General features: G+C 66.8%; 26 protein-coding genes and 1 tRNA gene. 13 read left to right on the top strand and 14 right to left on the bottom strand.

Annotated elements, in window-relative coordinates; translation table 11 throughout:
- Positions 1–2: 2 nt before the first annotated feature.
- Entirely contained in the window at positions 3–212 is a 210-nt protein-coding gene (locus KVT39_RS19050) for a hypothetical protein (RefSeq protein WP_217589984.1), read from the top strand.
- Entirely contained in the window at positions 209–1423 is a 1215-nt protein-coding gene (locus tag KVT39_RS19045; RefSeq protein ID WP_217589983.1) for a hypothetical protein, read from the top strand. The genes KVT39_RS19050 and KVT39_RS19045 overlap by 4 nt, the downstream gene beginning before the upstream one ends.
- Before the next feature lie 120 nt (positions 1424–1543).
- Here KVT39_RS19045 and KVT39_RS19040 read toward each other — a convergent pair whose 3' ends face one another.
- The 9 genes from KVT39_RS19040 to recA all read right to left on the bottom strand — a co-directional run bounded on the left by KVT39_RS19040 (position 1544) and on the right by recA (position 10712).
- Positions 1544–1894: a TonB family protein gene (locus tag KVT39_RS19040; protein WP_034178929.1), complete on the bottom strand. Its 351-nt coding sequence runs from the start codon at positions 1892–1894 to the stop codon at positions 1544–1546.
- Positions 1895–2346: 452 nt separating this feature from the next.
- Entirely contained in the window at positions 2347–4125 is a 1779-nt protein-coding gene (locus tag KVT39_RS19035; RefSeq protein WP_217589982.1) for a Wzy polymerase domain-containing protein, read from the bottom strand.
- 156 nt (positions 4126–4281) lie between these two features.
- On the bottom strand, positions 4282–4878 hold the full coding sequence (locus KVT39_RS19030; RefSeq protein WP_034178931.1) for a pilin: 597 nt from the start codon (positions 4876–4878) through the stop codon (positions 4282–4284).
- 97 nt (positions 4879–4975) lie between these two features.
- A complete protein-coding gene (locus KVT39_RS19025) occupies positions 4976–5680 on the bottom strand; it encodes a TerC family protein (RefSeq protein ID WP_105390024.1) in 705 nt (234 codons plus the stop codon).
- Positions 5681–5836: 156 nt separating this feature from the next.
- Complete coding sequence (sucD, locus tag KVT39_RS19020) at positions 5837–6718, bottom strand: succinate--CoA ligase subunit alpha (protein ID WP_034178933.1); 882 nt, start codon at positions 6716–6718, stop codon at positions 5837–5839.
- 64 nt (positions 6719–6782) lie between these two features.
- Entirely contained in the window at positions 6783–7949 is a 1167-nt protein-coding gene (sucC, locus tag KVT39_RS19015; protein WP_034178934.1) for an ADP-forming succinate--CoA ligase subunit beta, read from the bottom strand.
- Positions 7950–8017: 68 nt separating this feature from the next.
- Positions 8018–8626, bottom strand: coding sequence for a DUF2889 domain-containing protein (locus KVT39_RS19010; protein ID WP_034178935.1), 609 nt, complete (start codon positions 8624–8626; stop codon positions 8018–8020).
- Positions 8627–8772: 146 nt separating this feature from the next.
- Entirely contained in the window at positions 8773–9642 is an 870-nt protein-coding gene (recX, locus tag KVT39_RS19005) for a recombination regulator RecX (protein ID WP_034178936.1), read from the bottom strand.
- Positions 9642–10712 (bottom strand): recombinase RecA, encoded by a 1071-nt coding sequence (gene recA / locus KVT39_RS19000; protein ID WP_034178937.1) that lies wholly within the window; start codon positions 10710–10712, stop codon positions 9642–9644. The genes recX and recA overlap by 1 nt, the downstream gene beginning before the upstream one ends.
- A gap of 190 nt (positions 10713–10902) precedes the next feature.
- Between recA and KVT39_RS18995 the strand changes: the two genes are divergently transcribed.
- The 4 genes from KVT39_RS18995 to KVT39_RS18980 all read left to right on the top strand — a co-directional run bounded on the left by KVT39_RS18995 (position 10903) and on the right by KVT39_RS18980 (position 15314).
- Positions 10903–11631 (top strand): response regulator transcription factor, encoded by a 729-nt coding sequence (locus tag KVT39_RS18995; RefSeq protein WP_034178938.1) that lies wholly within the window; start codon positions 10903–10905, stop codon positions 11629–11631.
- A 17-nt stretch (positions 11632–11648) separates the two neighbouring features.
- Positions 11649–13196: a sensor histidine kinase gene (locus tag KVT39_RS18990; RefSeq protein ID WP_034178939.1), complete on the top strand. Its 1548-nt coding sequence runs from the start codon at positions 11649–11651 to the stop codon at positions 13194–13196.
- 226 nt (positions 13197–13422) lie between these two features.
- On the top strand, positions 13423–15081 hold the full coding sequence (locus KVT39_RS18985; protein WP_034178940.1) for an MFS transporter: 1659 nt from the start codon (positions 13423–13425) through the stop codon (positions 15079–15081).
- Between the two features lie 156 nt (positions 15082–15237).
- Positions 15238–15314, top strand: a tRNA-Met gene (locus KVT39_RS18980).
- A gap of 184 nt (positions 15315–15498) precedes the next feature.
- On the opposite strand, the gene KVT39_RS18975 is transcribed toward KVT39_RS18980, so the two are convergent.
- Together KVT39_RS18975 and KVT39_RS18970 are read right to left on the bottom strand one after the other, a co-directional pair.
- Positions 15499–16473 (bottom strand): LysR family transcriptional regulator, encoded by a 975-nt coding sequence (locus KVT39_RS18975; RefSeq protein ID WP_217589981.1) that lies wholly within the window; start codon positions 16471–16473, stop codon positions 15499–15501.
- Between the two features lie 173 nt (positions 16474–16646).
- Positions 16647–17618 carry a GlxA family transcriptional regulator gene (locus KVT39_RS18970; protein ID WP_105390021.1) on the bottom strand — a complete coding sequence of 324 codons (972 nt, stop codon included), beginning with the start codon at positions 17616–17618 and terminating at the stop codon, positions 16647–16649.
- A gap of 117 nt (positions 17619–17735) precedes the next feature.
- Between KVT39_RS18970 and KVT39_RS18965 the strand changes: the two genes are divergently transcribed.
- Positions 17736–18419 carry a DJ-1/PfpI family protein gene (locus KVT39_RS18965; RefSeq protein WP_034178943.1) on the top strand — a complete coding sequence of 228 codons (684 nt, stop codon included), beginning with the start codon at positions 17736–17738 and terminating at the stop codon, positions 18417–18419.
- Between the two features lie 59 nt (positions 18420–18478).
- The gene (locus KVT39_RS18960) at positions 18479–18790 is read left to right on the top strand and encodes a cupin domain-containing protein (RefSeq protein ID WP_034178944.1); all 312 of its coding nucleotides are present in this window, start codon (positions 18479–18481) and stop codon (positions 18788–18790) included.
- Positions 18791–18826: 36 nt separating this feature from the next.
- Here KVT39_RS18960 and KVT39_RS18955 read toward each other — a convergent pair whose 3' ends face one another.
- Positions 18827–19111 carry a PAAR domain-containing protein gene (locus KVT39_RS18955; RefSeq protein WP_034179418.1) on the bottom strand — a complete coding sequence of 95 codons (285 nt, stop codon included), beginning with the start codon at positions 19109–19111 and terminating at the stop codon, positions 18827–18829.
- Positions 19112–19567: 456 nt separating this feature from the next.
- Between KVT39_RS18955 and KVT39_RS18950 the strand changes: the two genes are divergently transcribed.
- Both KVT39_RS18950 and KVT39_RS18945 read left to right on the top strand, forming a co-directional pair.
- On the top strand, positions 19568–20455 hold the full coding sequence (locus tag KVT39_RS18950; RefSeq protein WP_034178945.1) for a LysR family transcriptional regulator: 888 nt from the start codon (positions 19568–19570) through the stop codon (positions 20453–20455).
- A gap of 196 nt (positions 20456–20651) precedes the next feature.
- Positions 20652–23759, top strand: coding sequence for a transglycosylase domain-containing protein (locus tag KVT39_RS18945; RefSeq protein WP_034178946.1), 3108 nt, complete (start codon positions 20652–20654; stop codon positions 23757–23759).
- 34 nt (positions 23760–23793) lie between these two features.
- Here KVT39_RS18945 and KVT39_RS18940 read toward each other — a convergent pair whose 3' ends face one another.
- The gene (locus tag KVT39_RS18940; RefSeq protein ID WP_034179419.1) at positions 23794–24141 is read right to left on the bottom strand and encodes a GFA family protein; all 348 of its coding nucleotides are present in this window, start codon (positions 24139–24141) and stop codon (positions 23794–23796) included.
- A gap of 153 nt (positions 24142–24294) precedes the next feature.
- Between KVT39_RS18940 and KVT39_RS18935 the strand changes: the two genes are divergently transcribed.
- Positions 24295–24543 (top strand): DUF1272 domain-containing protein, encoded by a 249-nt coding sequence (locus KVT39_RS18935; protein WP_034178947.1) that lies wholly within the window; start codon positions 24295–24297, stop codon positions 24541–24543.
- An 18-nt stretch (positions 24544–24561) separates the two neighbouring features.
- On the opposite strand, the gene KVT39_RS18930 is transcribed toward KVT39_RS18935, so the two are convergent.
- Entirely contained in the window at positions 24562–25245 is a 684-nt protein-coding gene (locus tag KVT39_RS18930; RefSeq protein WP_034178948.1) for a FadR/GntR family transcriptional regulator, read from the bottom strand.
- Positions 25246–25400: 155 nt separating this feature from the next.
- On the opposite strand from KVT39_RS18930, the gene dgoD reads away from it, so the two are divergent.
- Both dgoD and KVT39_RS38675 read left to right on the top strand, forming a co-directional pair.
- The gene (dgoD, locus tag KVT39_RS18925) at positions 25401–26549 is read left to right on the top strand and encodes a galactonate dehydratase (protein WP_021160175.1); all 1149 of its coding nucleotides are present in this window, start codon (positions 25401–25403) and stop codon (positions 26547–26549) included.
- A gap of 101 nt (positions 26550–26650) precedes the next feature.
- A partial coding sequence (locus KVT39_RS38675) for a helix-turn-helix domain-containing protein (RefSeq protein WP_217590072.1) occupies positions 26651–26772 on the top strand: 122 nt, incomplete at its 3' end.

Raw genomic sequence — 26772 nt, 5'->3', positions numbered from 1 at the left:
TCATGGCGATCCGCAACCGCGGCGAGATATCGCGCTGCGCACGACAACGCACGCGCCGGCCGGCGGAGCGGCCCGGGTCGAATGCTTCGTTCATCGCGTCCGGCCGGATTGCTCGGGATTCATGCAATACCGCGCCGGGCCTCGATTCCGGTTCGGTATCCGGCCAGCCGCTTTCCGTCCTGAACGAAAAAAACGAAGAAAAACGTCGATGAAAAAAATGCTGACCCGCGCGACACTCGCGCTCTCCATCGTCTGCGCCGCACCGGCCGCCACCTTCGCCGCCGGCACCTGCCCCACCGCCGACACCACCGCGCGCGCGGCAATCGACGCGCAGCACCGCGTCCAGCAGGTCCGCAATCCGCAAGGCGACGGTGGCGGCAACGTCGATATCTCGCCGCCGCTGCGCGACGCGCTTCGCGCGTACAAGCAGGCGCTCGTCGGCGCGATCGACGCACGGCTCGCGTGCAGCGACGAACACGTCGAACCGGTTGCACTGAAACGCACGCTCGCGGCAGCGCTCGGTGTGCCGGCCCAATCGGCCCAGTCGGCCGCACCGAAAAACGGCGAATCGGCGTTCGGCCGCAATCCGGACGTCGACGTCGAACGCGGCGGCACGTCCCGCCCGCTCCTCTTCGTGCGCGCCGGCTTCGACATCGCGTGCGGCGACGACAACCTGCTCACCGCGTACGCATGGGAAAACGGCGGCTGGCGGCGCGTGCTGCGCTGGCAGGCCGACGATTACAAGGACATCGGCGGCGCCTACGGCGGCGGCTTCTGGTTCTCGGCGCTGCCCGGCGGGCAGGTCGCGGTCGTGCACGGCACGCCGTGGTGCTCGTCGCGCTGGAGCCGGTTCGGCGCGGACGTGGTCGCACCCGCAAACGGCTCGACCGCGCAACGGACGCTGTTCCATACCGAACACGGCTACGTGATCGACGACGACGCGATCCGCTTCAAGATGCGCCCCGACGGCTTCGAGCTGCGCACGACGGTCGGCTCGCTCGACAGCGAAGTCATGACGCGGCCGGGCATCTTCCGCTACCGCGTCGACGGCGACACCGTGCAACGCGTGCAGCCCGCGGCGCTCAACGGCCGCGATTTCATCGACGAATGGCTGAAGGTGGACGATGCGCTTGCGCGCGAATGGAGCGAGCCCGCCGCCGCCGCGGCTGCGCTGAAAGCCCGGCAGGCGTTCAACGCGGCAAGCAAAGCGCCCGATACCGGCTTCGCGTACGGCCCCGTGCGCGGCTGCTCGGACAGCAAGGAGCGCTTTCAGGTCGAACTGGATCTGACGGGCAAGAGCGGGGAAACGGTCGCGCGGCGCTATGCGCTGATTCGCCAGGAGCGCAACGGATTCACGATGCTCGGGCTGCGCAATTCGGCCGAACCGGCCTGCCGCGGCGCGAACCTGATGCCGCAGCACTGAACATCGGGCGCGCTCGGCGCAACGGCCGCGCGTATCGGCTTTCGACGGCCGTGCGCAACGGCGCGGTCGGCCAGCGGCAAAAACGGACGGAAAACGACGCGCAGGGTACGCCGTCCGACATCACTCGCCGCGTCGCGGCTCGAACACGAACGGCTGGGTCAGCAGGAACGGATTCGCGGTCGCGCCCGTCTGCGCGCAGGTCGCATGCGTCATCGCGTCGACGGCCGCACGATCGGCGGCCGCATTGCGGCTGCTCGTCGTCACGGTGACGTTCTGCGCTTCGCCTGACGTCGTCATCAGCGCGCGCACGAGCACGGTCGCCGGACGCGTGAGCGGCTTCGCGGTGTCCGGATAGACGGCACGCGGAATGTGGCAGGTCAGCTTGCTTTCCTGCGACGACGACAGCATCGCGCAGCCGGAAAACAGCATCGCGACGGCGGGCAGGATCAGGTAGGTCGAGCGAATGGCCATGGTCGAATATCGTTCTTCATCACTGTTCTGGACGAACGCCGCGCACCGGAAGACATCGCTCCCGCATCACGTGCGTCGCACTGCGCCGCGGCCATCGGACCGGCGCGCCGTTACGGCCGCAAGGCCGATCGATGCTCGGCCGCGATCCTGCCTGGCGGGATGCCCGGATAGCCGGGGTGGCCCGCGCTCACGCCGGGCCCGTGCCACATGCGGACCGGCTCGCGAGCGCTTGCGCGCATTGTGCACGCGCCACGCGGCCAGCGGCGCCGATTTGACAATGATTGACGCGAATCGACGCGCTTCGGCCGGAATCCGCGCCATTCGCGAGGTAATCGAATACCTGGCCGAATTCACGCGGTTCATGCAGGGCCTATCTGCCCGACCGCTGCCCATGTCGGGCGCCACGACGCGGCAAACGCCGGAATTCCCCGTTCCGGCGGCCGCTGCGCGTGTTAATCCGAGTCGTCGTCGTCCGAGTCGTCGGCCGCATCGGCCGGCACTTCCCCGTACTTCGCGACAACGGCCGCCTTGAACGTCTTCAGCGCCGGCTGCTGGTCGCACAGCTTGTACAGCAGGGCCAGTTGCTGCGGCCAGTCCTTCAGCTCCTTCGCAAACACATGCAGGCGCGCGACAGTATCGAGCGCGTCGGCCTCGCGGCCTGCCAGCGCCTGCAGCGCCGCATAGCGGCGCAGCACCGTCTCGCCGGGCAGCAGCGCAATCGCGCGCTCATGGGCGGCGAGTTTGGCCGGCAGGTCTTCCGGCGAAATAGTCAGCAGCGTCGCCGCGCCGTAATCGCCCCACGCGCCGAACAGCAGCGACGGCGCATCGCGATACTGCGCGGCCGGGTCGCTGCCGTAATACAGCACTTCCGCGCGCTGGTAGTCGCGCAGCACGGGCACCGCCGCCAGCACGCCGCCGAACGACAGCACCGCGAACAGCCCGAACGCCGTGCGGCCCGGCAGGATGCGCAGCGGCTTCACGTCGAGCAGCCCGATCACGAACATCGCCGGCAGCAGGAAGAACATGTACTGCTGCGGATACTCGACGAGCGCATGCATCAGCAGGATGCCGATCAGCGCGAAGCCGAACACGCGCGTGCTCGATTGCGGCGCGCGCAGCGCACGCACGAACCACATCACGAGCGTGACGGCGAGCACGCCAAGGCCGGCGAGACCCGACTTCGCGAGCAGGTCGATGAAGATGTCGTGCGAGTTGTTCGCAATCTCGACGCCGCCGAGCGTGCGCACGAGCGCAAACTGGTGCGACGGGAATTCGCCCCAGCCGACACCGAGCAGCGGATGCTCGCGGAACATCGCGAGCCCGTACTTCCACAGTGCGAGGCGCGGCGCGATCTGCCCCGCATCGCGCATCCGGTCGGCCGCCGATTCCGCGAGATTCAGGTGATAGTGCACGTTGGCCCAGCGCACCGCGACATTCACCGCGATGAACGCAACCGCGAGCACGACCGGTATCAGCCACGCACGCGTATTGCCCGGCGCACGGCGCGATTCGAGCCACGCCATCCAGAAACCCGCGACGACCATCACCGCGACCTGCAGCCAGGGCCCGCGCGACACCGTCAGCGCGAGACCGACCGACAACACGATCGACAGCACGAACCACGCCCACACCGCGAGCCGGCGCGTCTGCACGAGATACAGCGCGCCCGCGAGCGCGAACGCGATGTAAGTGGCCAGATGGTTCGCCTGCGCCATGTTGCCGTACGGGCGGCGATCGACCGCGATGTTGTACATCACGACGAACGGCGATACGGCCGACTCGAGGTGAAACAACTGCACGATCTGCGTTCCGACCGCGAACACGCCGCCGACGAGCAGCGCACCGGCCATCATCCGCGAGACGACTTCGGCCAACCCGTCGCGTGCGAGTGCGTAGCCGGCCTGCATCGCGACCAGCGCGGCGGCGAGATAGCCGAGCGCCAGCCAGTTCATCGACGGCACCTTGAGCGACATCAGCGCGACCTGCGCGATCAGCACCGCGGCGAACCCGAGCGGCACGACGAACGCGGCCGGCGCGGCAAATGGCTCGGCCGCACGGTTCGTCCGTACGAGCAGGACGACCGACAGCCCCACCAGCAGATACAGCACCAGCGCGGAAAATTCGGAATAGAAGGTCGGAATCGGATACGTGTGATTCGTGATCGCGTACGGCACGATCAGGGCGACAGCCAGCGCAACGAGCGACAACGAACGGGAAAAAGTAGAAGGCATGAGCGAACCGGATGTCAGCAACCGGCGCACTATACAAAACTTTCCCCCCTCTGTGCGGGGCCGTCGCGCGGCCACCCGACTCGGCACGACCGGCCCGGCCGGCCGAAGCGACGGCCGGCGTGCCGCGCGCGCCGCCGCCCTCCTCCTCCGCAGGCGCTACGCGCGGCACTCCGCGGGCGCATATTTCGCAGGCAGCGTCGCGGCCGTTCCCGGCAGCGGCCCGGCCCCCGGCGCCGGCAGCGACGACGCATCCTTGCCGGCGGCGAAGCACTCCCACGCAATCGCACCGGCCTGCATCGCGCCCTTTTTGAGCGCCACGCGCGCGGTGGGCGCATCGGCCTTGTCGGGCGCGGACGGCACGAGTACCAGCGTATTCGTGCCGGCCGCGGCGACGCGGGTCGTGAACGCGACCGTGATCTGGCCGGTCTCGCCGTCGATGGCAACCGATTCGACGTTGCGGGTCCCGGCCGGCGGGCTGTAGCCGCCGTCGAGGCTCGCACCGCTCGCCGCGTTGTCGGCAACCGCAAGCCGCGCGGACGACGCGAGCGCGAGCCCCTCGCCGACGCGCGAACGCGCGAGGTAATCCTGGTACGCGGGAATCGCATAGGCGGCGACGACGCCGACGATCGCCAGCACGATCATCAACTCGATCAGCGTGAAGCCGGCCGGCCGCCAGCGCGGCGACGGCCGGTTCGCGCGCCGCAGATCGGCGGCAACGCGACGGAACAGTGAAACGGAAAAGGCTTCGAACATGGCAGGCTCCGGAAACGAAAAACGCCTGCCGGTAAAGGCAGGCGTCTCGATCGTAGCCAGCGGGCTGCGAACCCGGCAGTCGGCCGGACGGCCAACGTCAGTGCGCGCCTGGTGCGCCGCGGCGGCGCCTGAGCGCGTAACCGGCCGCCACGACGAGCAGTGCGCCGGCCATGCTTGCGCCGTAGATCGCGGGTGGCGTATCGAGCACCGGCCAGCGGTCGCCAACCGGGTCGTTCACGATCAGCCCGCCCGCGATCCAGCCGAGCAGCGCGGCGCCGAGCGTGACGATGACGGGGAAGCGGTCGAGCATTTTCAGCACCAGCGTGCTGCCCCACACGATGATCGGCACGCTGACGACGAGCCCGAAGATCACGAGCGCGATCCGGTGCGACGGGTCGGCCTGCTCGGCCGCGCCGGCGATCGCGATCACGTTGTCGAGGCTCATCACCGCATCGGCGATGACGATCGTCTTCACGGCGTCCCACAGCCGGTCGGCCGGCTTGATGTGGTCGTGTGCATCGGCGGCCGGCGCCATCAGCTTGACGCCGATCCACAGCAGCAGCAGCCCGCCGCCGATCTTCAGGAACGGCACGTCGAGCAGCGCGACCGCGAACGTGATCAGCGCGACGCGCAGCAGGATCGCCCCCGCGGTGCCCCAGACGACGCCGCGCAGCCGCTGGTTCGCCGGCAGGTTGCGGCACGCGAGCGCGATCACGACCGCGTTGTCGCCGCCGAGCAGGATGTCGATGATGACGATCTGGAGAACGGCGCCCCAGTGCAGCGACGTCAGGAATTCGAGCATGGGGGGATGTGCAGAATATGGCCACCCGGCGGGCGGCCCGGTTCATCGCCGGCACATGCGCGATGCATGCCCGGTGCTTACGAATTCATTGCGCGAGCATAACAAAAAACGCCGGCAAAGCCGGCGTTTTCTGCAGGACGAACCCAGGCGGAAATATTACAGCGCTGCCTTCAGCAGGCGGCCCATTTCCGACGGGTTGCGCGTGACGGTGATGCCGCACGCTTCCATGATTTCCAGCTTCGCTTCGGCCGTATCCGCACCGCCCGAGATCAGCGCGCCGGCGTGGCCCATGCGCTTGCCCGGAGGCGCCGTGACACCCGCGATGAAGCCGACGACCGGCTTCTTCATGTTGGCCTTGATCCACTCGGCCGCATTGGCTTCGTCCGGACCGCCGATTTCGCCGATCATCACGACCGCGTCCGTATCCGGATCGTCGTTGAACATCTTCATCACGTCGATGTGCTTCAGACCGTTGATCGGGTCGCCGCCGATGCCGACTGCCGACGACTGGCCGAGGCCGAGTGCCGTCAGCTGTGCAACGGCTTCATACGTCAGCGTGCCCGAACGCGACACGACGCCGATGCGGCCCTTGCGGTGGATGTGACCCGGCATGATGCCGATCTTCAGTTCGTCCGGCGTGATCGTGCCCGGGCAGTTCGGCCCGAGCAGCAGCGTCTTGCGGCCTTCGCGGCGCATGCGGTCCTTCACTTCGATCATGTCGCGCACGGGGATGCCTTCCGTGATGCAGATCGCGAGATCCAGATCGGCTTCGACCGCTTCCCAGATCGCAGCGGCTGCGCCTGCCGGCGGAACGTAGATGACCGACACGGTCGCGCCGGTTTCTTCCTTCGCTTCCTTGACGCTTGCGTAGATCGGAATGCCTTCGAAATCTTCGCCGGCCTTCTTCGGGTTCACGCCCGCGACGAATGCTTCGCGGCCGTTTGCATATTCACGGCAGGCGCGCGTATGGAACTGACCGGTTTTGCCGGTGATGCCCTGCGTGATGACCTTCGTGTCCTTGTTGATCAGAATCGACATGTATTTTGACCTCTGTTCGATTGGCGTCGCGTATCTGCCGCGCCGCCATGCGTATTCGATAGCGTTACTTGCCTTCGGCAGCCGTGACGACCTTCTGCGCGGCTTCTTCCATGCTGTCCGCCGAGATGATCGGCAGGCCCGAGTCGGCCAGCATCTTCTTGCCGAGGTCCTCGTTCGTGCCCTTCATGCGCACGACGAGCGGCACCTTCAGGTTCACGGCCTTCGAACCGGCGATCACGCCTTCCGCGATCACGTCGCAGCGCATGATGCCGCCGAAGATGTTCACGAGAATCGCCTTCAGGTCCGGGTTCTTCAGCATCAGCTTGAACGCTTCCGTGACCTTCTCGGTCGTCGCGCCACCGCCGACGTCCAGGAAGTTCGCCGGCTCGCCGCCAAACAGCTTGATGGTATCCATCGTCGCCATTGCCAGGCCTGCGCCGTTCACGAGACAGCCGATGTTGCCGTCGAGCGAGATGTACGCGAGGTCGAACTTCGACGCTTCGATTTCAGCCGGATCTTCTTCGTCCAGATCGCGGTACGCGACGATTTCCGGGTGGCGGAACAGCGCGTTCGAGTCGAAGTTGAACTTCGCGTCGAGTGCGATGACCTTGCCGTCGCCGGAGACGTTCAGCGGGTTGATTTCAGCCAGCGACGCGTCGGTTTCCCAGAATGCCTTGTACAGGCCTTGCAGGATCGCACGCGCTTGCGGAATCGAAGCAGCCGGCACGCCGATCTTCGCGGCGAGGTCGTCGGCTTGAGCATCGAGCAGGCCCGTCGACGGCTCGACGATGACCTTGTGGATCAGTTCCGGGTGCTTTTCGGCAACTTCTTCGATGTCCATGCCGCCTTCGCTCGAACCCATCAGAACGATCTTTTGCGACACGCGATCGACGACGAGGCTGACATACAGTTCCTGCTTGATGTCGGCGCCTTCTTCGATCATCAGACGGTTGACCTTCTGGCCTTCCGGACCGGTCTGGTGCGTGACGAGCTGCATGCCGAGGATCTGGTTCGCGTATTCGCGCACCTGCTCGATCGACTTCGCCACCTTCACGCCGCCGCCCTTGCCGCGACCACCCGCGTGGATCTGAGCCTTGACGACCCACACCGGGCCGCCGAGTTCTTCCGCCACCTTGACGGCCTCGTCAACCGAGAACGCCGGCTTGCCGCGCGGTACCGCGACTCCGAATTTCCGCAGGATTTCCTTACCCTGGTACTCGTGAATCTTCATGCGTGATTCCCTTCAGTCTGAGAGTTGGATGAAAAGTCGCTTAAGACGCTTCTTCGAATGATTTCCGTTCATTCCTTCGTGCTGCCGTCAACGGGCACATCCGGCCGACTCGCGCCATACCAGCGCGGGTAGTACTGCCGCACGACCTCGCCGTCGAACCGCAGCGCACGGCAGCGGCCGAGCTGGAAAGGCGGTTCGTCGCGCACGCCGTCGTGATCCGGCCCTTCGCCACCCTCCTCGCGCACGTTCCACACGTCACCGGCGAACGCCTGGATCGCTGCCGTCGGCAGCACGGCGCACAGTTCGGTGAGATGGGAGCAGCCTGCGACACCGGACAGCAGTCGGTTCGCATCGCGGCGGAAGTGGCGGAAGAGATTGAGCCCGATGAGGGCCCGATAGGCGGGAGGGGCGGATTGACACTGACCGGGATAGGGCACCCATTCCGAAGACGCTTCGGCGTCGACGACATTGAGTTCACGATCGATAGTCACGCGCAGCCAGAGTTCGTGGATCGGCAGGCCCTGGGGCCGGATGCCCGACGCAAGCGCGACATCGCGCGGCTTGTGGTCGGTCAGGCAGGCTTCGATGTCCCACAAGCCGTCGCCGCGCTCGTAAGCTTCCGCTCGGATTGCGCGTCGATGTCGCAACTGACGGGGCACGGGCTCGGATAGCGGCATGCTGGAGGTTGAGGCCGAAGAGGAAAACCCACGGATTTTAGCATATTGGGTATTTGAGACAGTTTGACGCGACGGCGGGTATTCCCGCCTGTCCGGGAGCAGTTGCGTTGCAGCAAAATCGCGCGCCACGCGCGCGACCGGCGCGCTCAATCGTCGATCGGGAAATCGTCGCCGACCTTCAGCAACTTCACGATGGTCGCGCTCGAGAAGCCGCGCGCAGCGAGAAAGCGCGCCTGCTTCGCACGCTCGGCCGGCGTTTGCGGCAATGCACCGAATTTCTTGCGCCAGACCGCCTGCGCGCGGGCCCATTCGGTCTCGCGCAGCTGCGCGTTCACTTCCTCGACGAGCGTGTCGCCGACCGCATGGCGCTTCAGCTCGCTGACGATGCGCGCGACCCCGACGCGCGACGCACGACGATGCACGAGGCTCTCGGCGAAACGCGCGTCGGACAGCCAGCCTTCCTTCTCCAGCGCATCGAGCACCGGTTCGACGGACTCGTCTTCGCCGACATACGGCGCGAGCTTGCGCGCGAGTTCCGTGCGGCTGTATTCGCGCCTGGACAGATAGCCGAGCGCGCGGCCCTTCAACGAACGTTGCGGCTTCGACGACTTGCGTTTGCCGGCATCCGGATCGTCGCCGGAAGCAGCGCTTGAAGCAGCGCCGGACGCACGGCGCGTGCGGCGCGGATGCTGGCTGCTGCGCGTATAGACATCTTCCCTGGCAGGTGCCGACGCATCGGATGCGCGATCGCCCGGGAAGCTGACGCCGGACACACGACGGCGGGACCGGTCGTGCGCGTCGAACGATTCATCGTCATCGAACGGATCGTCCGGTGCGGCAATCTCAAACGAAACGAGGGCATCGTCAGATGCCCTCGTCGCGGTGCGGTTCGCGGCGTTGCTGCCAGCGACCCGCCGGTCGGCGCCCGAGGGTCCGGCTCGCCGGCCGGAGCGACCCGCCGTTTCGGGCGCGTCGCTCTCCTCCGGCTCACCAGCCTGACCTCGGCGCCCGACCATCACTCTTCTTCGTCCATCGCCTCGGCTTCGTTGTCTACGCCATCGGGCATTGCGACGACGCCGAGCGATTCGCGGATGCGGTTCTCGATCTCGCGGGCGATTTCCGGATTCTCGCGCAGGAACTCACGCGCGTTGTCCTTGCCCTGGCCGATCTTCTCGCCGTTGTAGCTGTACCAGGCGCCTGCCTTGTCGACGATCTTCGCCTGCACGCCGAGGTCGATGATCTCGCCCTGGCGCGAGATGCCCTCGCCGTACAGGATGTCGAAGATCGCTTCGCGGAACGGCGGCGATACCTTGTTCTTGACGACCTTCACGCGGGTTTCGTTGCCGATCACCTCGTCGTTCTTCTTGATCGAGCCGATCCGGCGGATGTCGAGACGCACCGACGCATAGAACTTCAGCGCGTTGCCGCCCGTCGTGGTTTCCGGGTTGCCGAACATCACGCCGATCTTCATACGAATCTGGTTGATGAAGATCACGAGGCAGTTCGTGCGCTTGATCGTGCCGGTCAGCTTGCGCAGCGCCTGCGACATCAGGCGGGCCTGCAGGCCCGGCAGCGAATCGCCCATCTCGCCTTCGATTTCGGCCTTCGGCACGAGCGCCGCGACCGAGTCGATGACGATCATGTCGATCGAGCCCGAGCGCACCAGCGCATCGGTGATTTCCAGCGCCTGCTCGCCGGTGTCCGGCTGCGAGATCAGCAGTTCCGGCACGTTCACGCCGAGCTTCGCCGCGTACTGGACGTCGAGCGCGTGCTCGGCGTCGATGAACGCGGCCGTGCCGCCGATCTTCTGCAGTTCGGCGATCACCTGCAGCGTGAGCGTGGTTTTACCGGACGATTCCGGACCGTAGATCTCGACCACCCGGCCGCGCGGCAGGCCGCCGACGCCGAGCGCGATGTCGAGCCCCAGCGAACCCGTGGAGACGACCTGGATGTCCTCGGCCACCTCGCCGTCGCCCATCCGCATGATCGACCCTTTGCCGAACTGCTTTTCGATCTGCGCGAGTGCGGCCGCCAGCGCCTTGCTCTTCTCGGCGGTCATCCCGGAGCCCTTCTTGCTTTCTTCCATGAATCGTCCTTTGCTATGATGAGCAGCGTCTGTTAAAGGCGCGCCCGCTTTCAAGCGCCGCCCACGAATGCAGACACTGTATAAAAAAACAGTGTTTTATGCAAGCCCGCAATGCGGGCTGCGTTGTACACGAATAACTTCGGAGACAGCCGCGCCGGCGCGAACACCCTGCCGGCCATCGGTCAGCAACATGCGAATTCTCATCGCCGAAGACGACAGCATACTCGCGGACGGCCTCACCCGGTCACTCCGCCAATCGGGCTATGCGGTCGACCACGTGAAGAACGGCGTCGATGCCGATACGGCGCTGTCGATGCAGACATTCGACCTGCTGATCCTCGATCTCGGGCTGCCGAAAATGTCCGGGCTCGACGTGCTCAAGCGCCTGCGCGCCCGCAATTCCAACCTCCCCGTGCTGATCCTGACCGCCGCCGACAGCGTCGACGAGCGCGTGAAGGGCCTCGATCTCGGCGCGGACGATTACATGGCCAAGCCGTTCGCACTCAACGAACTCGAGGCGCGCGTGCGCGCACTGACCCGGCGCGGCGCGGGCGGCGGCCCGACCGTCGTGCGGCACGGCTCGCTCGCGTTCGACCAGGTCGGCCGCATCGCGTACGCGAACGATCACGTGCTCGATCTGTCCGCGCGCGAACTCGGCCTGCTCGAGGTGCTGCTGCAGCGGATCGGCCGGCTCGTATCGAAGGAGCAGCTCGTCGACCATCTGTGCGAATGGGGCGAGGAAGTCAGCAACAACGCGATCGAAGTCTACGTGCACCGGCTGCGCAAGAAGATCGAACCGAGCGGCGTCCGGATCTCGACCGTGCGCGGCCTCGGCTATTGCCTCGAAAAGGTCGCGCCCGCCGCGCCGGCCGACACCACAGCGCCCCAGCCCGCGACGGCCGGCACGCCGCTGCGCTGAAGCCGGGCGTCGCCGCGATGGCCACGCCGGCCCATTCCCGCCACCCGACCGGCGCGCCGTCGTCGGCCGCCGACGATGCGCGCGACGCGCGCTACGAGAACCCGTTCGCGCCGCCCGACGAAACCGATGCGCCCGAGGCGCCGCGCCCGCGCTCGCTGTTCGGCGAAATCCTCGACTGGATGCTCGCGCCGCTGCTGCTGCTGTGGCCGATGAGCATCGCCGTCACCTATCTCGTCGCGAAGACGATCGCGAACGGCCCGTTCGACCGCGCGCTCGAGACCAACGCATACGTGCTCGCGCGCCAGATCCACCCGGTGAACGGCGTCGCCGAGCTGACGCTGCCGGAGCAGACGCGCGACTTCCTGCGCGCGGACAACGTCGACAGCGTCTACTTCCAGGTGCTCGGCGCGCGCGGCGAGCTGGTCGCGGGCGAAGCCGACATGCCGCTGCCGCGCGACGAGGACCGCCCGCCGCCGGGCGTCGTCGTGTTTCGCGACGACCTGCTGCGCGGCAACGACGTGCGCGTCGCGTATACGACGGTCGCGCTGCCGCAGGCGAGCGGCACGCAGCCGGTGCTCGTGCAGGTCGGCGAGACGCTCGACAAGCGCAACGCGCTCGCGAACGACATCATCAAGGGCGTGATCCTGCCGCAGTTCGTGATCCTGCCGCTCGCGATCCTGCTCGTCTGGTTCGGGCTGTCGCGCGGGCTCGCGCCGCTCAATGCGCTGCAGGCGCACATCCGCGCGCGGCGGCCCGACGACCTGTCGCCCGTCGAGGCGCAGCGCGCGCCGCCCGAGATCGAGCCGCTCGTCACGTCGTTCAACGACCTGCTCGCGCGTCTCGAACAGAACATGGCGCTGCAAAAGCGCTTCATCGCCGACGCCGCGCACCAGATGAAGACGCCGCTCGCGGGCTTGCGCACGCAGGCCGAATTCGCGCTGCGCCACCCCGTGCCGCCCGACGTGCAGCGCTCGCTCGAGCAGATCGCGACGAGCTCCGAGCAGGCCGCGCGGCTCGTCACGCAACTGCTTGCGCTCGCGCGCGCCGAGAACCGCGCGAGCGGGCTCACGTTCGAGCCGGTCGAGATCGCCGCGCTCGCGCGGCGCGCGGTGCGCGACTGGGTGCAGGCCGCGCTCGCGAAGCGAATGGATCTCGGCTACGAAGGCCCGCCGGACGACGCGCCGCTCGACGTCGACGGCAACCCGGTGATGCTGCGCGAGATGCTCGGCAACCTGATCGACAACGCGATCCGCTACACGCCGGAAGGCGGCCGCATCACGGTGCGCGTGCGCGCCGATCGCGCGGCGCGACTCGCGCATCTCGAAGTCGAGGATACGGGGCCCGGCATCCCGGCCGCCGAACGCGAGCGCGTCGTCGAGCGCTTCTACCGGATCCTCGGCCGCGAAGGCGACGGCAGCGGCCTCGGGCTCGCGATCGTGCGCGAGATCGCCACGCAGCACGGCGGCACGCTGACGCTCGACGATCACGTCTACCAGCAGGCGCCCCGCCTCGCCGGCACGCTCGTGCGCGTCAGCCTGCCGCTGGCGGAAACCGCTCCGGATTAACCCTGACGCGCACGGCAGCAATGCGACGCGATCGCGCCGAAACCGGCGGTTTGCCGGACGTTCGCACCATGATCGGCGCGCGAAGCATCCGGTTCGGCACGGGTTAACGCGCAGTCGTTTTGTGCGCGCGAGTCAGTGCGCCGTAAGTTTCCGTGCCAATAATCGTCGACAGGCCCGCCCACCCAAGGCGGCCGCATATCTATATCAAGGGACTTGGAGACGATTCATGGCAACGTTAGGCGGGCAAATTTCGCACGCGCCGATGACGGGCGAAGAGAAAAAGGTGATCTTCGCGTCGTCGCTCGGGACCGTGTTCGAGTGGTACGACTTTTATCTGGCCGGCTCACTCGCGGCCTACATCAGCAAGAGCTTCTTCTCCGGCGTCAATCCGACCGCCGCGTTCATCTTCACGCTGCTCGGCTTCGCGGCCGGCTTCGCGGTGCGGCCGTTCGGCGCGATCGTGTTCGGCCGGCTCGGCGACATGGTCGGACGCAAGCACACGTTCCTCGTGACGATCGTGATCATGGGCCTCTCGACGTTCGTGGTCGGCTTCCTGCCCGGCTACTCGTCGATCGGCATCGCCGCGCCCGTGATCTTCATCGCGATGCGGCTGCTGCAGGGCCTCGCGCTCGGCGGCGAGTACGGCGGTGCGGCGACCTACGTCGCCGAGCATGCGCCGTCGAACCGGCGCGGCTTCTACACCGCGTGGATCCAGACGACCGCGACGCTCGGCCTGTTCCTGTCGCTGCTCGTGATCCTCGGCGTGCGCACGTTCATCGGCGAGGAAGCGTTCGGCAACTGGGGCTGGCGCGTGCCGTTCGTCGCATCGATCGCGCTGCTTGCGGTGTCGGTGTGGATCCGGCTGCAGCTGAACGAATCGCCGGTGTTCCTGCGCATCAAGTCGGAAGGCAAGACGTCGAAGGCGCCGCTGACCGAAGCGTTCGGCCAGTGGAAGAACCTGAAGATCGTGATCCTCGCGCTCGTCGGCCTGACCGCCGGCCAGGCCGTCGTGTGGTACACGGGCCAGTTCTACGCGCTGTTCTTCCTCACGCAGACGCTGAAGGTCGACGGCGCGAGCGCGAACATCCTGATCGCGATCGCGCTCCTGATCGGCACGCCGTTCTTCCTGTTCTTCGGGTCGCTGTCGGACAAGATCGGCCGCAAGCCGATCATCCTCGCGGGCTGCCTGATCGCGGCGCTGACCTACTTCCCGCTGTTCAAGGCGCTCACGCACTACGCGAACCCGCAGCTCGAGATCGCCACGCAGAAGGCACCGATCACCGTCGTCGCCGATCCGGCCACCTGCTCGTTCCAGTTCAACCCGGTCGGCACGTCGAAGTTCACGAACTCGTGCGACATCGCGAAGAGCGCGCTCGCGAAGGCCGGCCTGAACTACGAGAACGTCGCGGCACCGGCCGGCACGATGGCCGAAATCAAGGTCGGCGATACGGTGATCCCGGCGTACGACGGCAAGGCGGCCGACGCGAAGGCGCAGGGCGCGGCGTTCGACAAGACGCTCGCATCGACGCTGAAGGGAGCCGGCTACCCGGCGAAGGCCGACCCGGCGCAGCTCAACTGGCCGATGACGATCGTGATCCTGACGATTCTCGTGATCTACGTGACGATGGTCTACGGGCCGATCGCCGCGATGCTGGTCGAGATGTTCCCGACGCGGATCCGCTATACGTCGATGTCGCTGCCCTACCACATCGGCAACGGCTGGTTCGGCGGCTTCCTGCCGGCAACCGCGTTCGCGATCGTCGCGGCGAAGGGCAACATCTACTCGGGGCTCTGGTATCCGATCATTATCGCGCTGGGCACGTTCGTGATCGGCCTGCTGTTCGTCAAGGAGACGAAGGACTCGAACATCTACGCGCAGGATTGATGTCGAAGCGCGGGCTGGCGGCGGTTGCCGGGTTTGCTCCGGTGACCGGCAACCGGCTCCGCGCCGACGCCGGCTCGGGCCGCCGGCACCTTTTTTCACCTAAGACGAAAAAAGGTGTTGACAGCCCGACGGTTGATCTCCATAATTCATTTCTTCGGCGAATTAGCTCAGTCGGTTAGAGCGACGGAATCATAATCCGCAGGTCCGGGGTTCGAGTCCCTGATTCGCCACCAAATGCAAAAGGGCCCAGCGCAAGCTGGGCCCTTTTTCTTTGCTCGGAAAAAACGCTCCGGTCGCGGTCGGCATCAACGTCATCAGCTTTGCAGCCACGACGATGCCGTAAGGCAAACCAACAGACAGCGCGTTAACGATGCCGATGAAACCGGCGCAGCCGACGACCAGGCCGCACCGCTTCCATCACGCCGCCACCGATCCCCTCTCCAGCTTCGCCGCGTGCGCAAGCACCTTCCCGCGCCAGTTCTCCCCACCTTCCAGCGCCGGTGTCGACTCGAACACCTCCGCGATCCAGTCGGCGAACACACGCACCTTCTGCGACAAATGCCGGTTGTGCGGATAGACGATCGAAATCGGCTTCGGCTTCGGATTGCAGTCCGGCAGCACCTCGACCAGCGATCCGTCGAGCAGGTTCGGCAGCACCATGAACAGCGTCGGCTGGATCATCCCGAATCCTTCGAGCCCGCACGTCACGTAGGCATCCGAATCGTTGACCGTGACCTCCCCGCTCATCCGCACCTCGACCGGCTTGCCGTCGATCATGAACACCCACGGAATCGCACGCGCGCCGTGGCTCGAACGGAAATTCACCGCATGATGTTCGGCAAGATCGGCAATCTCGTGCGGCTCGCCGTGACGCGCGACGTAATCGGGCGACGCACAGGTCACGCGTTTCAGCATCCCGATGCGCCGCGCGACCATCGACGAATCCTCGAGCGGCCCGACCCGGATCATGCAGTCGATCCCCTCCTCGACCGGATCCACGTAGCGGTCGGAAAGCCCCAGCTCGAGCGTGATGTCCGGATAACGCTGCCGGAAAATCGACAGCGACGGCAGCACGATGCGCCGCCCGAGCGAACTCGGCATGTGGACGCGCAGCACGCCGCTCGGCTTGCGATTGCCGGTCTGGAAGCTCGCGTCGGCTTCCGCGATCTCCGCGATGATCTTCATGCAATGCTCGTAGTACGCGGCACCTTCCGGCGTCAGCGACAGCCGGCGCGTCGTCCGGTGCATCAGGCGCACGCCGAGCAGCGCCTCGAGATTCTGGATGATGGTCGTCACCGACGCGCGCGGCATCGCGAGCGTGTCGGCCGCGCGCGTAAAGCTGTTCGCGTCGACCACACGGGTAAAAACTTCCATTGCCTGGATTCGGTCCATGCTGCCCCCTTCGAATCGCCAACGGAACAGAATAGAGCCCGCGGCGGGCGCGGCACAAGCCCCCGCCTATTGTTCTACCATCCTGAATAGTTTCGGCATTTCGCACTGGAAAGCGATCGATTTCCGTTCAGTTCCAGACGACAACCGCTCCGGCCCCGATCGCGCGCCGCGCGTTACCGCACGAACCGCTCCCGATACGCCTGCGGCGACACGCCCAGCACACGCACGAAGCTGCGCCGCAACGTCTCCTCCGAACCGAATCCGCACCGCGCGGCGATCCGCTTGACGGGCCATGTCGTTTCGCCGAGCAGGCGCTGCGCGGCCTCGACGCGGATCTGCTCGACCGCGCGCGCGGGCGTGCGGCCGGTTCCCGCGCGATAGTGGCGCACGAAGCTGCGCTCGCTCATGCGCACGCGCTCGGCCAGCGCGGGCACCGACAGGTCAGCCGCCAGGTGCTCGGCCATCCATGCATGCAGTTCGCCGAAGCGGTCGTCGGTGCGCTGCATCGACAGCATCGCGCTGAACTGCGCCTGTCCGCCCGGACGCTTCAGGAACACGACGAGTTCGCGCGCTGCGTCGAGCGCGGTCGCGCGGCCGAGATCCTCCTCGACCAGCGCTAGCGCAAGATCGATGCCGGCCGTCACGCCGGCCGACGTCCACAGCGCGCCTTCGCGGATGAAGATCGGATCGGCTTCGACGCGTACGTTCGGGTAGCGCGCCGCGAATTCGTCGCAGCGCGCCCAGTGCGTGACCGCGCGCCGCCCGTCGAGCAGGCCGGCCTCGGCGAGCAGGAACGCGCCGGTGCAGACCGACGCAACGCGCCGCGCGCGCTCCGCCTGCTGCCGCACCCAGCGCACCAGCCGGACATCCTGCGATGCCGCGTGCACGCCCTTGCCGCCGGCGACGATCACCGTATCGGGACGGCGCGCGGCCGAGCGCAGCGACTCGGCCATCACGACGAGGCCCGACGACGTCTCGACGGGCCCGGCGTCCGCCGCGACGACACGCGGCGCATACGGCGCCGGCTGCCCGCGCTCCAGCGCGAGTTCGTTGACGGACGCGAACACCTGCAGCGGCCCCGACACATCGAGCAATTGCGCGCGGGGGAACGCGAGGATCAGGATCGAACGCGGGGCGGCAGGCATGGCGATTGGCTTAAAACGTGGGCGATATGGCAATTTCGCCAAACACTACGCGCCTAGAATCGATCTGTCCATCGTGTGCCGGCAACGGCGCGCTCCTCTTTCACCCGGAGTCTTCGCATGACCCTGCATATCGGCCTTCTCGTGTTTCCCGGCGTCCAGCAACTCGATCTCACCGGCCCGCACGACGTGCTCGCGTCGCTGCCCGACGCAGCCGTCCACCTGGTCTGGAAGTCGCGCGATGCCGTCGCGTCGAGCAGCGGCCTCGCGCTCGCGCCGACCTGCACGTTCGACGACTGCCCGCCGCTCGACGTGATCTGCGTCCCGGGCGGCATCGGGATCAACGACCTGCTGCTCGATGCCGAAACGATCGCGTTCGTGCAGCAGCGCGCGGCCACCGCGCGCTACGTGACGTCGGTCTGCACGGGCGCGCTGCTGCTCGGCGTGGCCGGCCTGCTGCGCGGGCGGCGTGCGACGACCCACTGGGCGTTCCACGCGCTGCTCGAACCGCTGGGTGCGGTGCCCGTGCGCGAGCGTGTCGTGCGCGACGGCAACCTGATCACGGGCGGCGGCGTGACGGCCGGCATCGACTTCGCGCTGACGATCGCCGCGGAACTGGCCGGCGATGAAGAGGCGCAGGCGATCCAGCTTCAGCTCGAATACGCGCCGGCGCCGCCGTTCGACGCCGGCTCGCCCGACACCGCGCCGGCATCGGTCGTGAAGCGCGTCACCGAGCGTTCGGCGGCCGGTTTCGCGAAACGCAAGCAGATAATCGAGCAGGCGCTGCGCGCGATGTCGCGTTGAATTCGGGTGCGGAGGAATTGACTGGAAGACGACGCGCATTCGCGCCGGAGAACATATCGATGAACATCATCCGCAGCGCGGCATTCACCGCGAACCGCCCGTGGGGCGCGCTCGACGTCGCGAACCTGAACGGCATCACGGTCCGGCTGCACTGGACCGACCAGCCGTATCGATGGCATGTAAACGACGGCGACGAAGTGTTCGCGGTGCTCGACGGTCGCGTCGAGATGCGCTACCGCGTAGCGGGCAACGAGCACGCAACGGTGCTCGAAACCGGCGACGTCTTCCACGCGACGGCCGGCACCGAGCACGTCGCGCATCCGCTCGGCGAAGCGCGCATCCTCGTGATCGAGACGGAAGGCAGCGTCTGAAGTCGGGCCGCCGTGCGCCGTGCCGCGCGGCGGGTTTTACCCCGAGATCGTCCCCGTGCCCTGCGACGGGATCAGTTTCGGCTGCGGCGTGCACACGCACTGGCACAGGTCGTGTTCGAGCGCGACGACCTTGCCCATCACGGTCATCGTCCGCTCGCCGCCGTCCGACACGATCACGCCCGTCGTCTTGCACGCGGCGCAGAACACGGGCGCGCCGAGATAGGCGAGTTCGCGTCCGTCGAACGACGAGTTGGCGATCCCTTCGAGCACCACGCCGCCGTGGTCGGTCGTGTCGCCCTTCAGAATGAATTTGCGGCTCATGATGTCGGTTCTTCCCTCGGAAACGCCGCGCCACGCGGCAGCGAGGCTGCGCACGGGCAATCGGACACCGCCCGTCGATTGCGGGCGTCCCGCGAGGATATCACCGCCACGCGCCGCCGCACGCCGAATGCCGCCATCTGGTGCCGGGACGCCGCCGCGACGAAAACGACGCATCCGACTCGTATTGCACCGCACTGCGAATATGACACCGCCCTTTTAGGACAATAAGCCAGATTTTTAGTACTTTTACAAAAAACAAAATCATCAACCAATATTTTTCAATCCCCAGGCAAAGCGATGGAATCGCAGGCCGCCTCGACCCAACCCTACATACTCCAACGCCATCCGCATCGGATTGATGCACGATTTCATAAAACTTTATCTCACATCAAAATCGCTCAAAGTCCAGCCGCCGACAGATAGAATTCAGTTAACAAATTAAGTTTTCCGAAAAAAATGGATGAATTTCTATCGATACGATTATTCGTCAAGGTGGCCGAACTACAGAGCTTCGCGCGTGCAGCCGCCGAACTGAACATCTCCAATTCATCGGCCACCCGCCTGGTCATGGACATCGAGGAGCGGCTCGGCGTACGCCTGCTGAATCGCACGACCCGCAGCCTGTCGCTGACCGACGCCGGCCACCTGTATCTGGCGCAGATGCGCCACGTCGTCGACGAAATCGACCGCGTCGAGGAAGCGATCGCGTCGACGCACCACGAGCCGGTCGGCTCGCTGAAAATCGTCGCGCCGGTCATGTTCGGCATGCATGTGCTCGGGCCCGCGATCGATTCCTTCAAGGCATGCCATCCGAACATCGTGCCGGAAGTCACGCTCGTCGACCGTCACGTCGATCTCGTCTCGGAGGGCTTCGATGTCGGCCTGCTGCTGTCGCAGCACATCAGCAACAGCACGCTGGTGAAACGCCTGCTCACGCGGCTGAAACTCGTCGTATGCGCATCTGCTCAGTATCTCGAACGACATGGCGCGCCGGCTCATCCGCATGACCTGGCCGCCCATGCGTGCCTGGCATTCCACTCCGACTTCGCGGGCGAATACCTGTCGTTCGATCACGGTCATGCGCATCTCACCGTGCACCCCAATAAATCCGCGTCGTCGAACAATCTCGGGCTGATCCGAAGCTGGGCGCTCGCGGGCGTGGGCGTCGCGGTGCTGCCGGACTTCCTGGTCGAAGCGGAGCTCGGCGACGGCCGGCTGCTGGCGCTGCTGCCCGACTACCGGCTCGAGGAACTTCAGATGAACATCGCGTACCCGAGCCGCCGGCACTTTCCGCGCAAGGCGCGCCTGTTCGTCGATCACCTGGTCGAGCATTTCGTCGGTTGAATGAAGTCATCGCGCACTATTTCCCCCTTCCGGCGCTGCCCCAAATCGGGGCGGCGGCCGGGCGCTCCGCCCGGTTCAGGCACGTGCGTTGCGTCGGCGCATCTCGGTAGTGAACCGCCTTGGCAGCACGCGGCGGACGACTAAACTAATCCTTAATGGGGTGCGGCCGGAGCCCTCCCCTCAGGGAGATGCCGCCATGAATCGGCCGCTGAATCGTATCCTGCCGCGCGTGACCGGTCTCGCATCGGTCTGGACGTGGGTCAAATGGTCTTTGCTGGCCGCGCTGCTGATCGCGCTCGCGATCGTCGCGCGGCTCGTGCAGACCGAGATCGAAACGTCCCGGCTGCAGGCGCGCTACCTGTCCGAGCTCACCCGTGATGTCGGCTACACGGTCGAAACGGGCCCGAGCGATCACATCCGCTTCCCCGCGAACGGCCCCTACGACCAGCGCCTCGGCTACGCGATGATTCCGTCGTTCCAGGAGCGGCTGCTCGCGCGCGGCTTCGTCGTCGGCAAGCAGGCGCGCGATTCGCAACGGATGCTGTCGCTCGGCGAGCGCGGATTGTTCCTCCCTTACGAAGAAAAGGACCAGACGGGCCTGATGCTGTTCGACTCGACCGGCGCGCCGCTGTTCGCGACCGTGTTCCCGCAGCGCGTCTATGCCGACTTCGACACGGTGCCGCGCGTGGTCGTCGATTCGCTGCTGTTCATCGAGGATCGCTACCTGCTCGACGCGAACGAACCGAACCGCAACCCGGCGATCGACTGGGGGCGCTTCAGCCGCGCGCTCGCCGACCAGGCGCTGCACGTCGTCAACCGTCACCAGGCACGCCCGGGCGGCAGCACGCTCGCGACCCAGATCGAGAAGTTCCGCCATTCGCCCGAAGGCCGCACCGCGACGCCGCCCGAGAAGCTGCGGCAGATCGCGTCGGCGTCGGTCCGCGCGTATCTGAACGGCCCGCAGACGATGCTCGCGCGCCGCACGATCGTCGTGCGCTACCTGAACTCGGTGCCGCTCGCCGCGCGGCCGCATATCGGCGAAATCACCGGCATCGGCGACGGTCTCGCCGCCTGGTACGGCCGCGACTTCAACGAAGTGAACCGGATCCTGTCCGCGCCGACGACCGGCGACAACGTCGACGAACAGGGCAAGACGTTCCGCGAGGTGCTGTCGCTGATCATCGCGCAGCGCGCGCCGTCGTACTTCCTCAACCGCGGCTATCCGGCGCTGCAGCGGCTGACCGACAGCTACCTGCGGCTGCTGTCGAACGGCGGCGTGATCTCGCCTGCATTGCGCGATGCCGCGCTGTCCGCGCAGATCGAACGCAGTGCGCCGCCTGCCGCCGCGCTGGTGCAGTCGTTCGTGTCGCGCAAGGCCGTGACGTCCGCGCGCGCGTCGCTGCTGTCGGCCCTCGGCATCAGCGACGTGTACCAGCTCGACCTGCTCGACCTGGAGGCGACCAGCACGCTCGACAACGGCGTGCAGCAGGCCGTCGCCGAGCGGCTCGCGAAGGCATCGACGCGCGACGGCGCGCAGGCCGCCGGCCTCTACGGCTACGAGATGCTCGCGCCGAAGGACGACCCGTCGCATCTCACGTACAGCTTCACGCTGTACGAACGCCGCAACGGCGCGAACATGCTGCGCGTGCAGACCGACAGCGTGAACGAGCCGTTCGACGTGAATCGCGGCGGCCGCATCAACCTCGGCTCGACCGCGAAACTGCGCACGCTGATCACGTACCTGCAGATCGTCTCCGACCTGCACGCGCGCTATGCGAACCTGTCGAACGCGCAGCTTGCGCGCGTGAAACCCGACCCGGTCGACGGGCTGTCGCGCTGGGCGCTCGACTATCTGTCGCATACGCGCGACCGCTCGCTGCAGGCGATGCTCGACGCGGCCGTCGAACGCAAGTACTCGGCAAGTCCCGACGTGTTCTACACGGGCGGCGGCGCGCAGGTGTTCTCGAACTTCGAGAAGTCGGACAACGGCCGTATCCTGACGCTGCACACCGCGTTCGAGCATTCGGTCAACCTCGTGTTCGTGCGGCTGATGCGCGACATCGTCCACTACGAGACGCTGCAGGCGGCCGGCCCGTCGTCGTCGTGGCTCGGCGATCCCGAACAGCGCCGGCATTACCTGCAGCAGTTCGTCGACGGCGAAAGCCAGGTCTACGTGAAGCGCTACTACACGCGCTATGCGGGCAAGGCACCCGATGATGCGCTGGCACTGATGCTGAAGGACGTGCGCAAGTCGCCGCCGAAGATCGCGACGGTGCTGCGCAGCGTCGCGCCGAACGAATCGCTCGCGTGGTTCGATGCGCAGATGCGCGCGCAACTGAAGGGCACGCCGGCCGCGACGCTGTCCGACGACGATCTCGCCGCGCTCTACGCGAAATACGCGATCGACCGCTTCAACCTCAACGATCGCGGCTATATCGCGAGCGTGCACCCGCTCGCGCTGTGGACGCTCAACTACCTGCGCGCGCACCCGAGCGCGTCGCTCGGCGAGGTCCAGCGCGAGAGCCGCGATGCGCGTTTCTACACGTATTCGTGGCTGTACAAGACGCGCTACCACGCGACCCAGGACCGCCGCATCCGCCGCATGGTCGAGCTGCGCGCGTACGCGGAGATCACGAAGTCGTGGCGCGCGCTCGGCTACCCGTTCGCGGAAGTCACGCCGTCCTACGCGGCCGCGATCGGCGCATCGGGCGACCAGCCCGACGCGCTCGCGAAACTGATCGGCCTGATCGCGAACGGCGGCCAGAAAGCGCCGACCGAGACGATCACGCGGCTCGACTTCGCGAAGGGCACGCCGTACGAGACGCGCTTCGTGCGCGCGGCCGCGCAGCCGCAGCCGATGCTGTCGCCGGAAATCGTCAACGTGGCGCACACGCTGCTGCGCGACGTCGTGCTCAGCGGCACCGCGCGCCGCCTCGCGGGCGGCTTCACGCTGCCCGACGGCAAGACGCTCGAGGTATACGGCAAGACGGGGACCGGCGACCAGCGCTTCAACGTCTACGCGCGCGGCGCGCGGCTGATCGAGTCGCGCAAGGTGAACCGCAGCGGCACGTTCGTGTTCGTACTCGGCGACCGGTTCTTCGGGGTGCTGACGGCGACCGCGCACGAACCGTACGCGGCGCGCTACGACTTCACGAGCGCAATGGCCGTGCAGTTGCTGAAGTCGATGGCGCCGGCGCTCGCGCCGCTGATCGAACGTCCGGCCGCCACCGGCACGCACGCCGCGGCCCCCGCGCCGCAGGCGGAAATGCCCGCACCGGGCGCCGCGTCGGCGCAACCTTCCTGACCGCGGCACGTACGTTCACGCGATGGCACGCCGCTCAGTGCGAGCGGCCGTCGTAGTGCGTGACGGGCAGCGTGTCGAGGTCGACATCCTCGAGGCAGCGCACGTTGATCGCGGCCATCGCAGTGCCGTTCGGATGAACGCCCTCGGCGAACGGATGCATGCCGCAGCGCTTGCAGAAGCGATGGCTGATCACGTGCTTGTTGAACAGGTAGGTCGCGAGATTCTCGTCGGGCGTGAGGAGCTTCATGTGGTCGCGCGGCACGAACCACATCAGCGCGCCCTTGCGCTGGCAGATCGAGCAGTTGCACGCCATCACGCCCTGCAGGTCGCCTTCCACTTCGAACTTCACGTCGCCACAGTGACAGCTTCCGCGATAAAGCATGGTCGTCTCCCGGTGCGGCCCGTGCGCGTCGGCGGCGCCCGGACGGGACACCGTTGGCCAGGCCGATTCAAGCGGGTACAGTAGCGCGCACATGCGCCGCGCGCAATGTCCGGCGGCGCCCGTCCTGACCCTCCCCAACCAAGGAAAACCATCATGCTCGAACTGCGCCCCGGCTGCGAATGCTGCGACAAGGACCTGCCGCCCGATTCGGCAGATGCGCGCATTTGCACGTTTGAGTGCACGTTCTGTGCGACCTGCGCCGACGACGTGCTGAAAGGCCGCTGCCCGAACTGCGGCGGCGACCTGGTCGTGCGCCCGCGGCGTCCGGCAAGCCTGCTCGCGAAGTATCCTGCGTCGACGGAGCGCATCCACAAGCCGGGCGGCTGCGCAAACGCCGCCTGAAGGCGCCGCCCCGCCCCGTCACGACATCTCGATCCGCGCGCGTGTCACCGCGAGCAGCGCCGCCATCGCGCGGCGCGCGCCGTCCTCGTCGCGCACGCGGATCGCGTCGCTGACGGCCGTGTGCTCGGCAAGCGATGCGTTGTACACGTCCGCGCGGCGCGCATTCAGACGCAGTTGTGCCTCGAGCGTGCGATCGATCAGCGCGCCGAGCGGCACCAGCAACTCGTTGCCGCCCGCCGCGAGCACGCTCAGGTGAAAGCGCAGGTCGGCGCGCACCCATTCGTCTACGTTGCGTGCATCGGCCATCGCGCGCGCCGCGTCGTCGATCGCGTCGAAGGCTTCCGGCGTATGCGCGCGCGCGGCGAGCGCGGCCGCGTACGGCTCGATCATCTCGCGCATCTCCTGCAGCTTCAGCGCGAACGCGAGCGGCGGCGCGACGCGCGCGTACCAGTCGAGCAGGTCGGCGTCGAGCAGGTTCCACGCATGGCGCGGCCGCACGCGCGTGCCGACCTTCGGCCGCGATTCGACCAGCCCCTTCGACGTCAGCGTGCGCAGCGCCTCGCGCATCACCGTGCGGCTCACGCCGTACAGCTCCATCAGGTCGGGCTCCCTCGGCAGCAGCGATTCGGGCGGATAGTCGCCGCGCAGGATCGCCGTCGCAAGCCGGAAAGCCGTCTGTCCATGCAGGTCGTGTTGAATGATCGTTCTCCGTTGGGCCCGCGTGCAGGCTGCCCACTATCTGCACAATAATGCTATTAATACTATTTTTTATCCGGCTACGCTAGGATAATCGCGAAAGCACGCGACCGTGCGCCGCGCCCGAGCGCCCGCGCCGGCCAACCATGGAGACTCGTATCGTGAAAATCACCCGCCTCGAAACTTTCGTCGTCCCGCCGCGCTGGCTGTTCCTCAAGATCGAAACCGACGAAGGCATCGTCGGCTGGGGCGAGCCGGTCGTCGAAGGCCGCGCGCACACGGTCGAGGCCGCGGTGCAGGAACTGGCCGACTACCTCGTCGGCCGCGACCCGCTGCTGATCGAGGATCACTGGCAGGTGATGTACCGCGCGGGCTTCTACCGCGGCGGCCCGATCATGATGAGCGCGATCGCGGGCGTCGACCAGGCGCTGTGGGACATCAAGGGCAAGCATCACGGCGTGCCGGTGCACGCGCTGCTGGGCGGCCAGGTGCGCGACCGCATCAAGGTGTATTCGTGGATCGGCGGCGACCGGCCGAGCGACGTCGCGAACAATGCGCGCGCAGTCGTCGAGCGCGGCTTCAAGGCCGTGAAGATGAACGGCTCCGAGGAGCTGCAGATCGTCGACACCTACGACAAGGTCGAGCAGGTGATCGCGAACGTCGCGGCCGTGCGCGACGCGGTCGGCCCGCACGTCGGGATCGGCGTCGACTTCCACGGCCGCGTGCACAAGCCGATGGCGAAGGTGCTCGCGAAGGAGCTCGACCCGTACAAGCTGATGTTCATCGAGGAACCCGTGCTGTCGGAGAACGCCGAGGCGCTGCGCGACATCGTCAACCAGACCAACACGCCGATCGCGCTCGGCGAACGGCTGTACTCGCGCTGGGACTTCAAGCACATCCTCGCGGGCGGCTACGTGGACATCATCCAGCCCGACGCGTCGCACGCGGGCGGCATCACCGAGTGCCGCAAGATCGCGACGCTCGCGGAAAGCTACGACGTCGCGCTCGCACTGCACTGCCCGCTCGGCCCGATCGCGCTCGCCGCGTGCCTGCAGCTCGATGCGGTCAGCTACAACGCGTTCATCCAGGAACAAAGCCTCGGCATCCACTACAACCAGGGCAACGACCTGCTCGACTACCTGCGCAACCCCGAGGTGTTCCGCTACGAGGACGGCTTCGTCGCGATCCCGCAGGGCCCGGGGCTCGGCATCGACGTCAACGAGGAAAAGGTGCGCGAGATGGCCAAGACGGGCCACCGCTGGCGCAACCCGGTGTGGCGCCACGCGGACGGCAGCGTCGCCGAGTGGTGAGCACGCTGCGTATCGCGCGATACGCATCGACTTCGAAGCGGCCGCCCGACTGAATTGACCCCCAAGAGTTGGACATCACTCCAACCCTTGGGGGTTTTTTCATGACGAAGTATGACCCGTCGTTCAAGCAACAATTGGTCAAGGCATATCTGAGCGGCGAAGGCAGTTGCGAGTCGCTCGGCCGGAAGTACGGAGTTGGGTATTCAACACTGCGGCGTTGGGT

It is taken from the genome of Burkholderia sp. GbtcB21 (genome assembly GCF_019091065.1).
Classification (GTDB): domain Bacteria; phylum Pseudomonadota; class Gammaproteobacteria; order Burkholderiales; family Burkholderiaceae; genus Burkholderia; species Burkholderia pyrrocinia_C.
Note: the sequence above shows the minus strand (reverse complement) of the source record. Positions and strands in the feature narration are given on the sequence as shown.

Excerpts from the sequence above, each read along its gene's own strand:
- KVT39_RS18985 (WP_034178940.1), top strand. The coding sequence starts at position 13,423 with ATGGCAACGTTAGGCGGGCAAATTTCGCACGCGCCGATGACGGGCGAA.
- KVT39_RS19045 (WP_217589983.1), top strand. The coding sequence starts at position 209 with ATGAAAAAAATGCTGACCCGCGCGACACTCGCGCTCTCCATCGTCTGC.
- KVT39_RS18960 (WP_034178944.1), top strand. The coding sequence starts at position 18,479 with ATGAACATCATCCGCAGCGCGGCATTCACCGCGAACCGCCCGTGGGGC.
- recA (WP_034178937.1), bottom strand. The coding sequence starts at position 10,712 with ATGGAAGAAAGCAAGAAGGGCTCCGGGATGACCGCCGAGAAGAGCAAG.
- KVT39_RS19035 (WP_217589982.1), bottom strand. The coding sequence starts at position 4,125 with ATGCCTTCTACTTTTTCCCGTTCGTTGTCGCTCGTTGCGCTGGCTGTC.
- KVT39_RS18955 (WP_034179418.1), bottom strand. The coding sequence starts at position 19,111 with ATGAGCCGCAAATTCATTCTGAAGGGCGACACGACCGACCACGGCGGC.
- KVT39_RS19050 (WP_217589984.1), top strand. The coding sequence starts at position 3 with ATGGCGATCCGCAACCGCGGCGAGATATCGCGCTGCGCACGACAACGC.
- KVT39_RS19025 (WP_105390024.1), bottom strand. The coding sequence starts at position 5,680 with ATGCTCGAATTCCTGACGTCGCTGCACTGGGGCGCCGTTCTCCAGATC.
- KVT39_RS18950 (WP_034178945.1), top strand. The coding sequence starts at position 19,568 with ATGGATGAATTTCTATCGATACGATTATTCGTCAAGGTGGCCGAACTA.
- KVT39_RS19030 (WP_034178931.1), bottom strand. The coding sequence starts at position 4,878 with ATGTTCGAAGCCTTTTCCGTTTCACTGTTCCGTCGCGTTGCCGCCGAT.
- KVT39_RS18940 (WP_034179419.1), bottom strand. The coding sequence starts at position 24,141 with ATGCTTTATCGCGGAAGCTGTCACTGTGGCGACGTGAAGTTCGAAGTG.
- KVT39_RS18945 (WP_034178946.1), top strand. The coding sequence starts at position 20,652 with ATGAATCGGCCGCTGAATCGTATCCTGCCGCGCGTGACCGGTCTCGCA.
- sucD (WP_034178933.1), bottom strand. The coding sequence starts at position 6,718 with ATGTCGATTCTGATCAACAAGGACACGAAGGTCATCACGCAGGGCATC.
- KVT39_RS18990 (WP_034178939.1), top strand. The coding sequence starts at position 11,649 with ATGGCCACGCCGGCCCATTCCCGCCACCCGACCGGCGCGCCGTCGTCG.
- KVT39_RS19010 (WP_034178935.1), bottom strand. The coding sequence starts at position 8,626 with ATGCCGCTATCCGAGCCCGTGCCCCGTCAGTTGCGACATCGACGCGCA.
- KVT39_RS18975 (WP_217589981.1), bottom strand. The coding sequence starts at position 16,473 with ATGGACCGAATCCAGGCAATGGAAGTTTTTACCCGTGTGGTCGACGCG.
- KVT39_RS18970 (WP_105390021.1), bottom strand. The coding sequence starts at position 17,618 with ATGCCTGCCGCCCCGCGTTCGATCCTGATCCTCGCGTTCCCCCGCGCG.
- KVT39_RS19040 (WP_034178929.1), bottom strand. The coding sequence starts at position 1,894 with ATGGCCATTCGCTCGACCTACCTGATCCTGCCCGCCGTCGCGATGCTG.
- KVT39_RS18935 (WP_034178947.1), top strand. The coding sequence starts at position 24,295 with ATGCTCGAACTGCGCCCCGGCTGCGAATGCTGCGACAAGGACCTGCCG.
- KVT39_RS18965 (WP_034178943.1), top strand. The coding sequence starts at position 17,736 with ATGACCCTGCATATCGGCCTTCTCGTGTTTCCCGGCGTCCAGCAACTC.
- recX (WP_034178936.1), bottom strand. The coding sequence starts at position 9,642 with ATGGTCGGGCGCCGAGGTCAGGCTGGTGAGCCGGAGGAGAGCGACGCG.
- sucC (WP_034178934.1), bottom strand. The coding sequence starts at position 7,949 with ATGAAGATTCACGAGTACCAGGGTAAGGAAATCCTGCGGAAATTCGGA.
- KVT39_RS18995 (WP_034178938.1), top strand. The coding sequence starts at position 10,903 with ATGCGAATTCTCATCGCCGAAGACGACAGCATACTCGCGGACGGCCTC.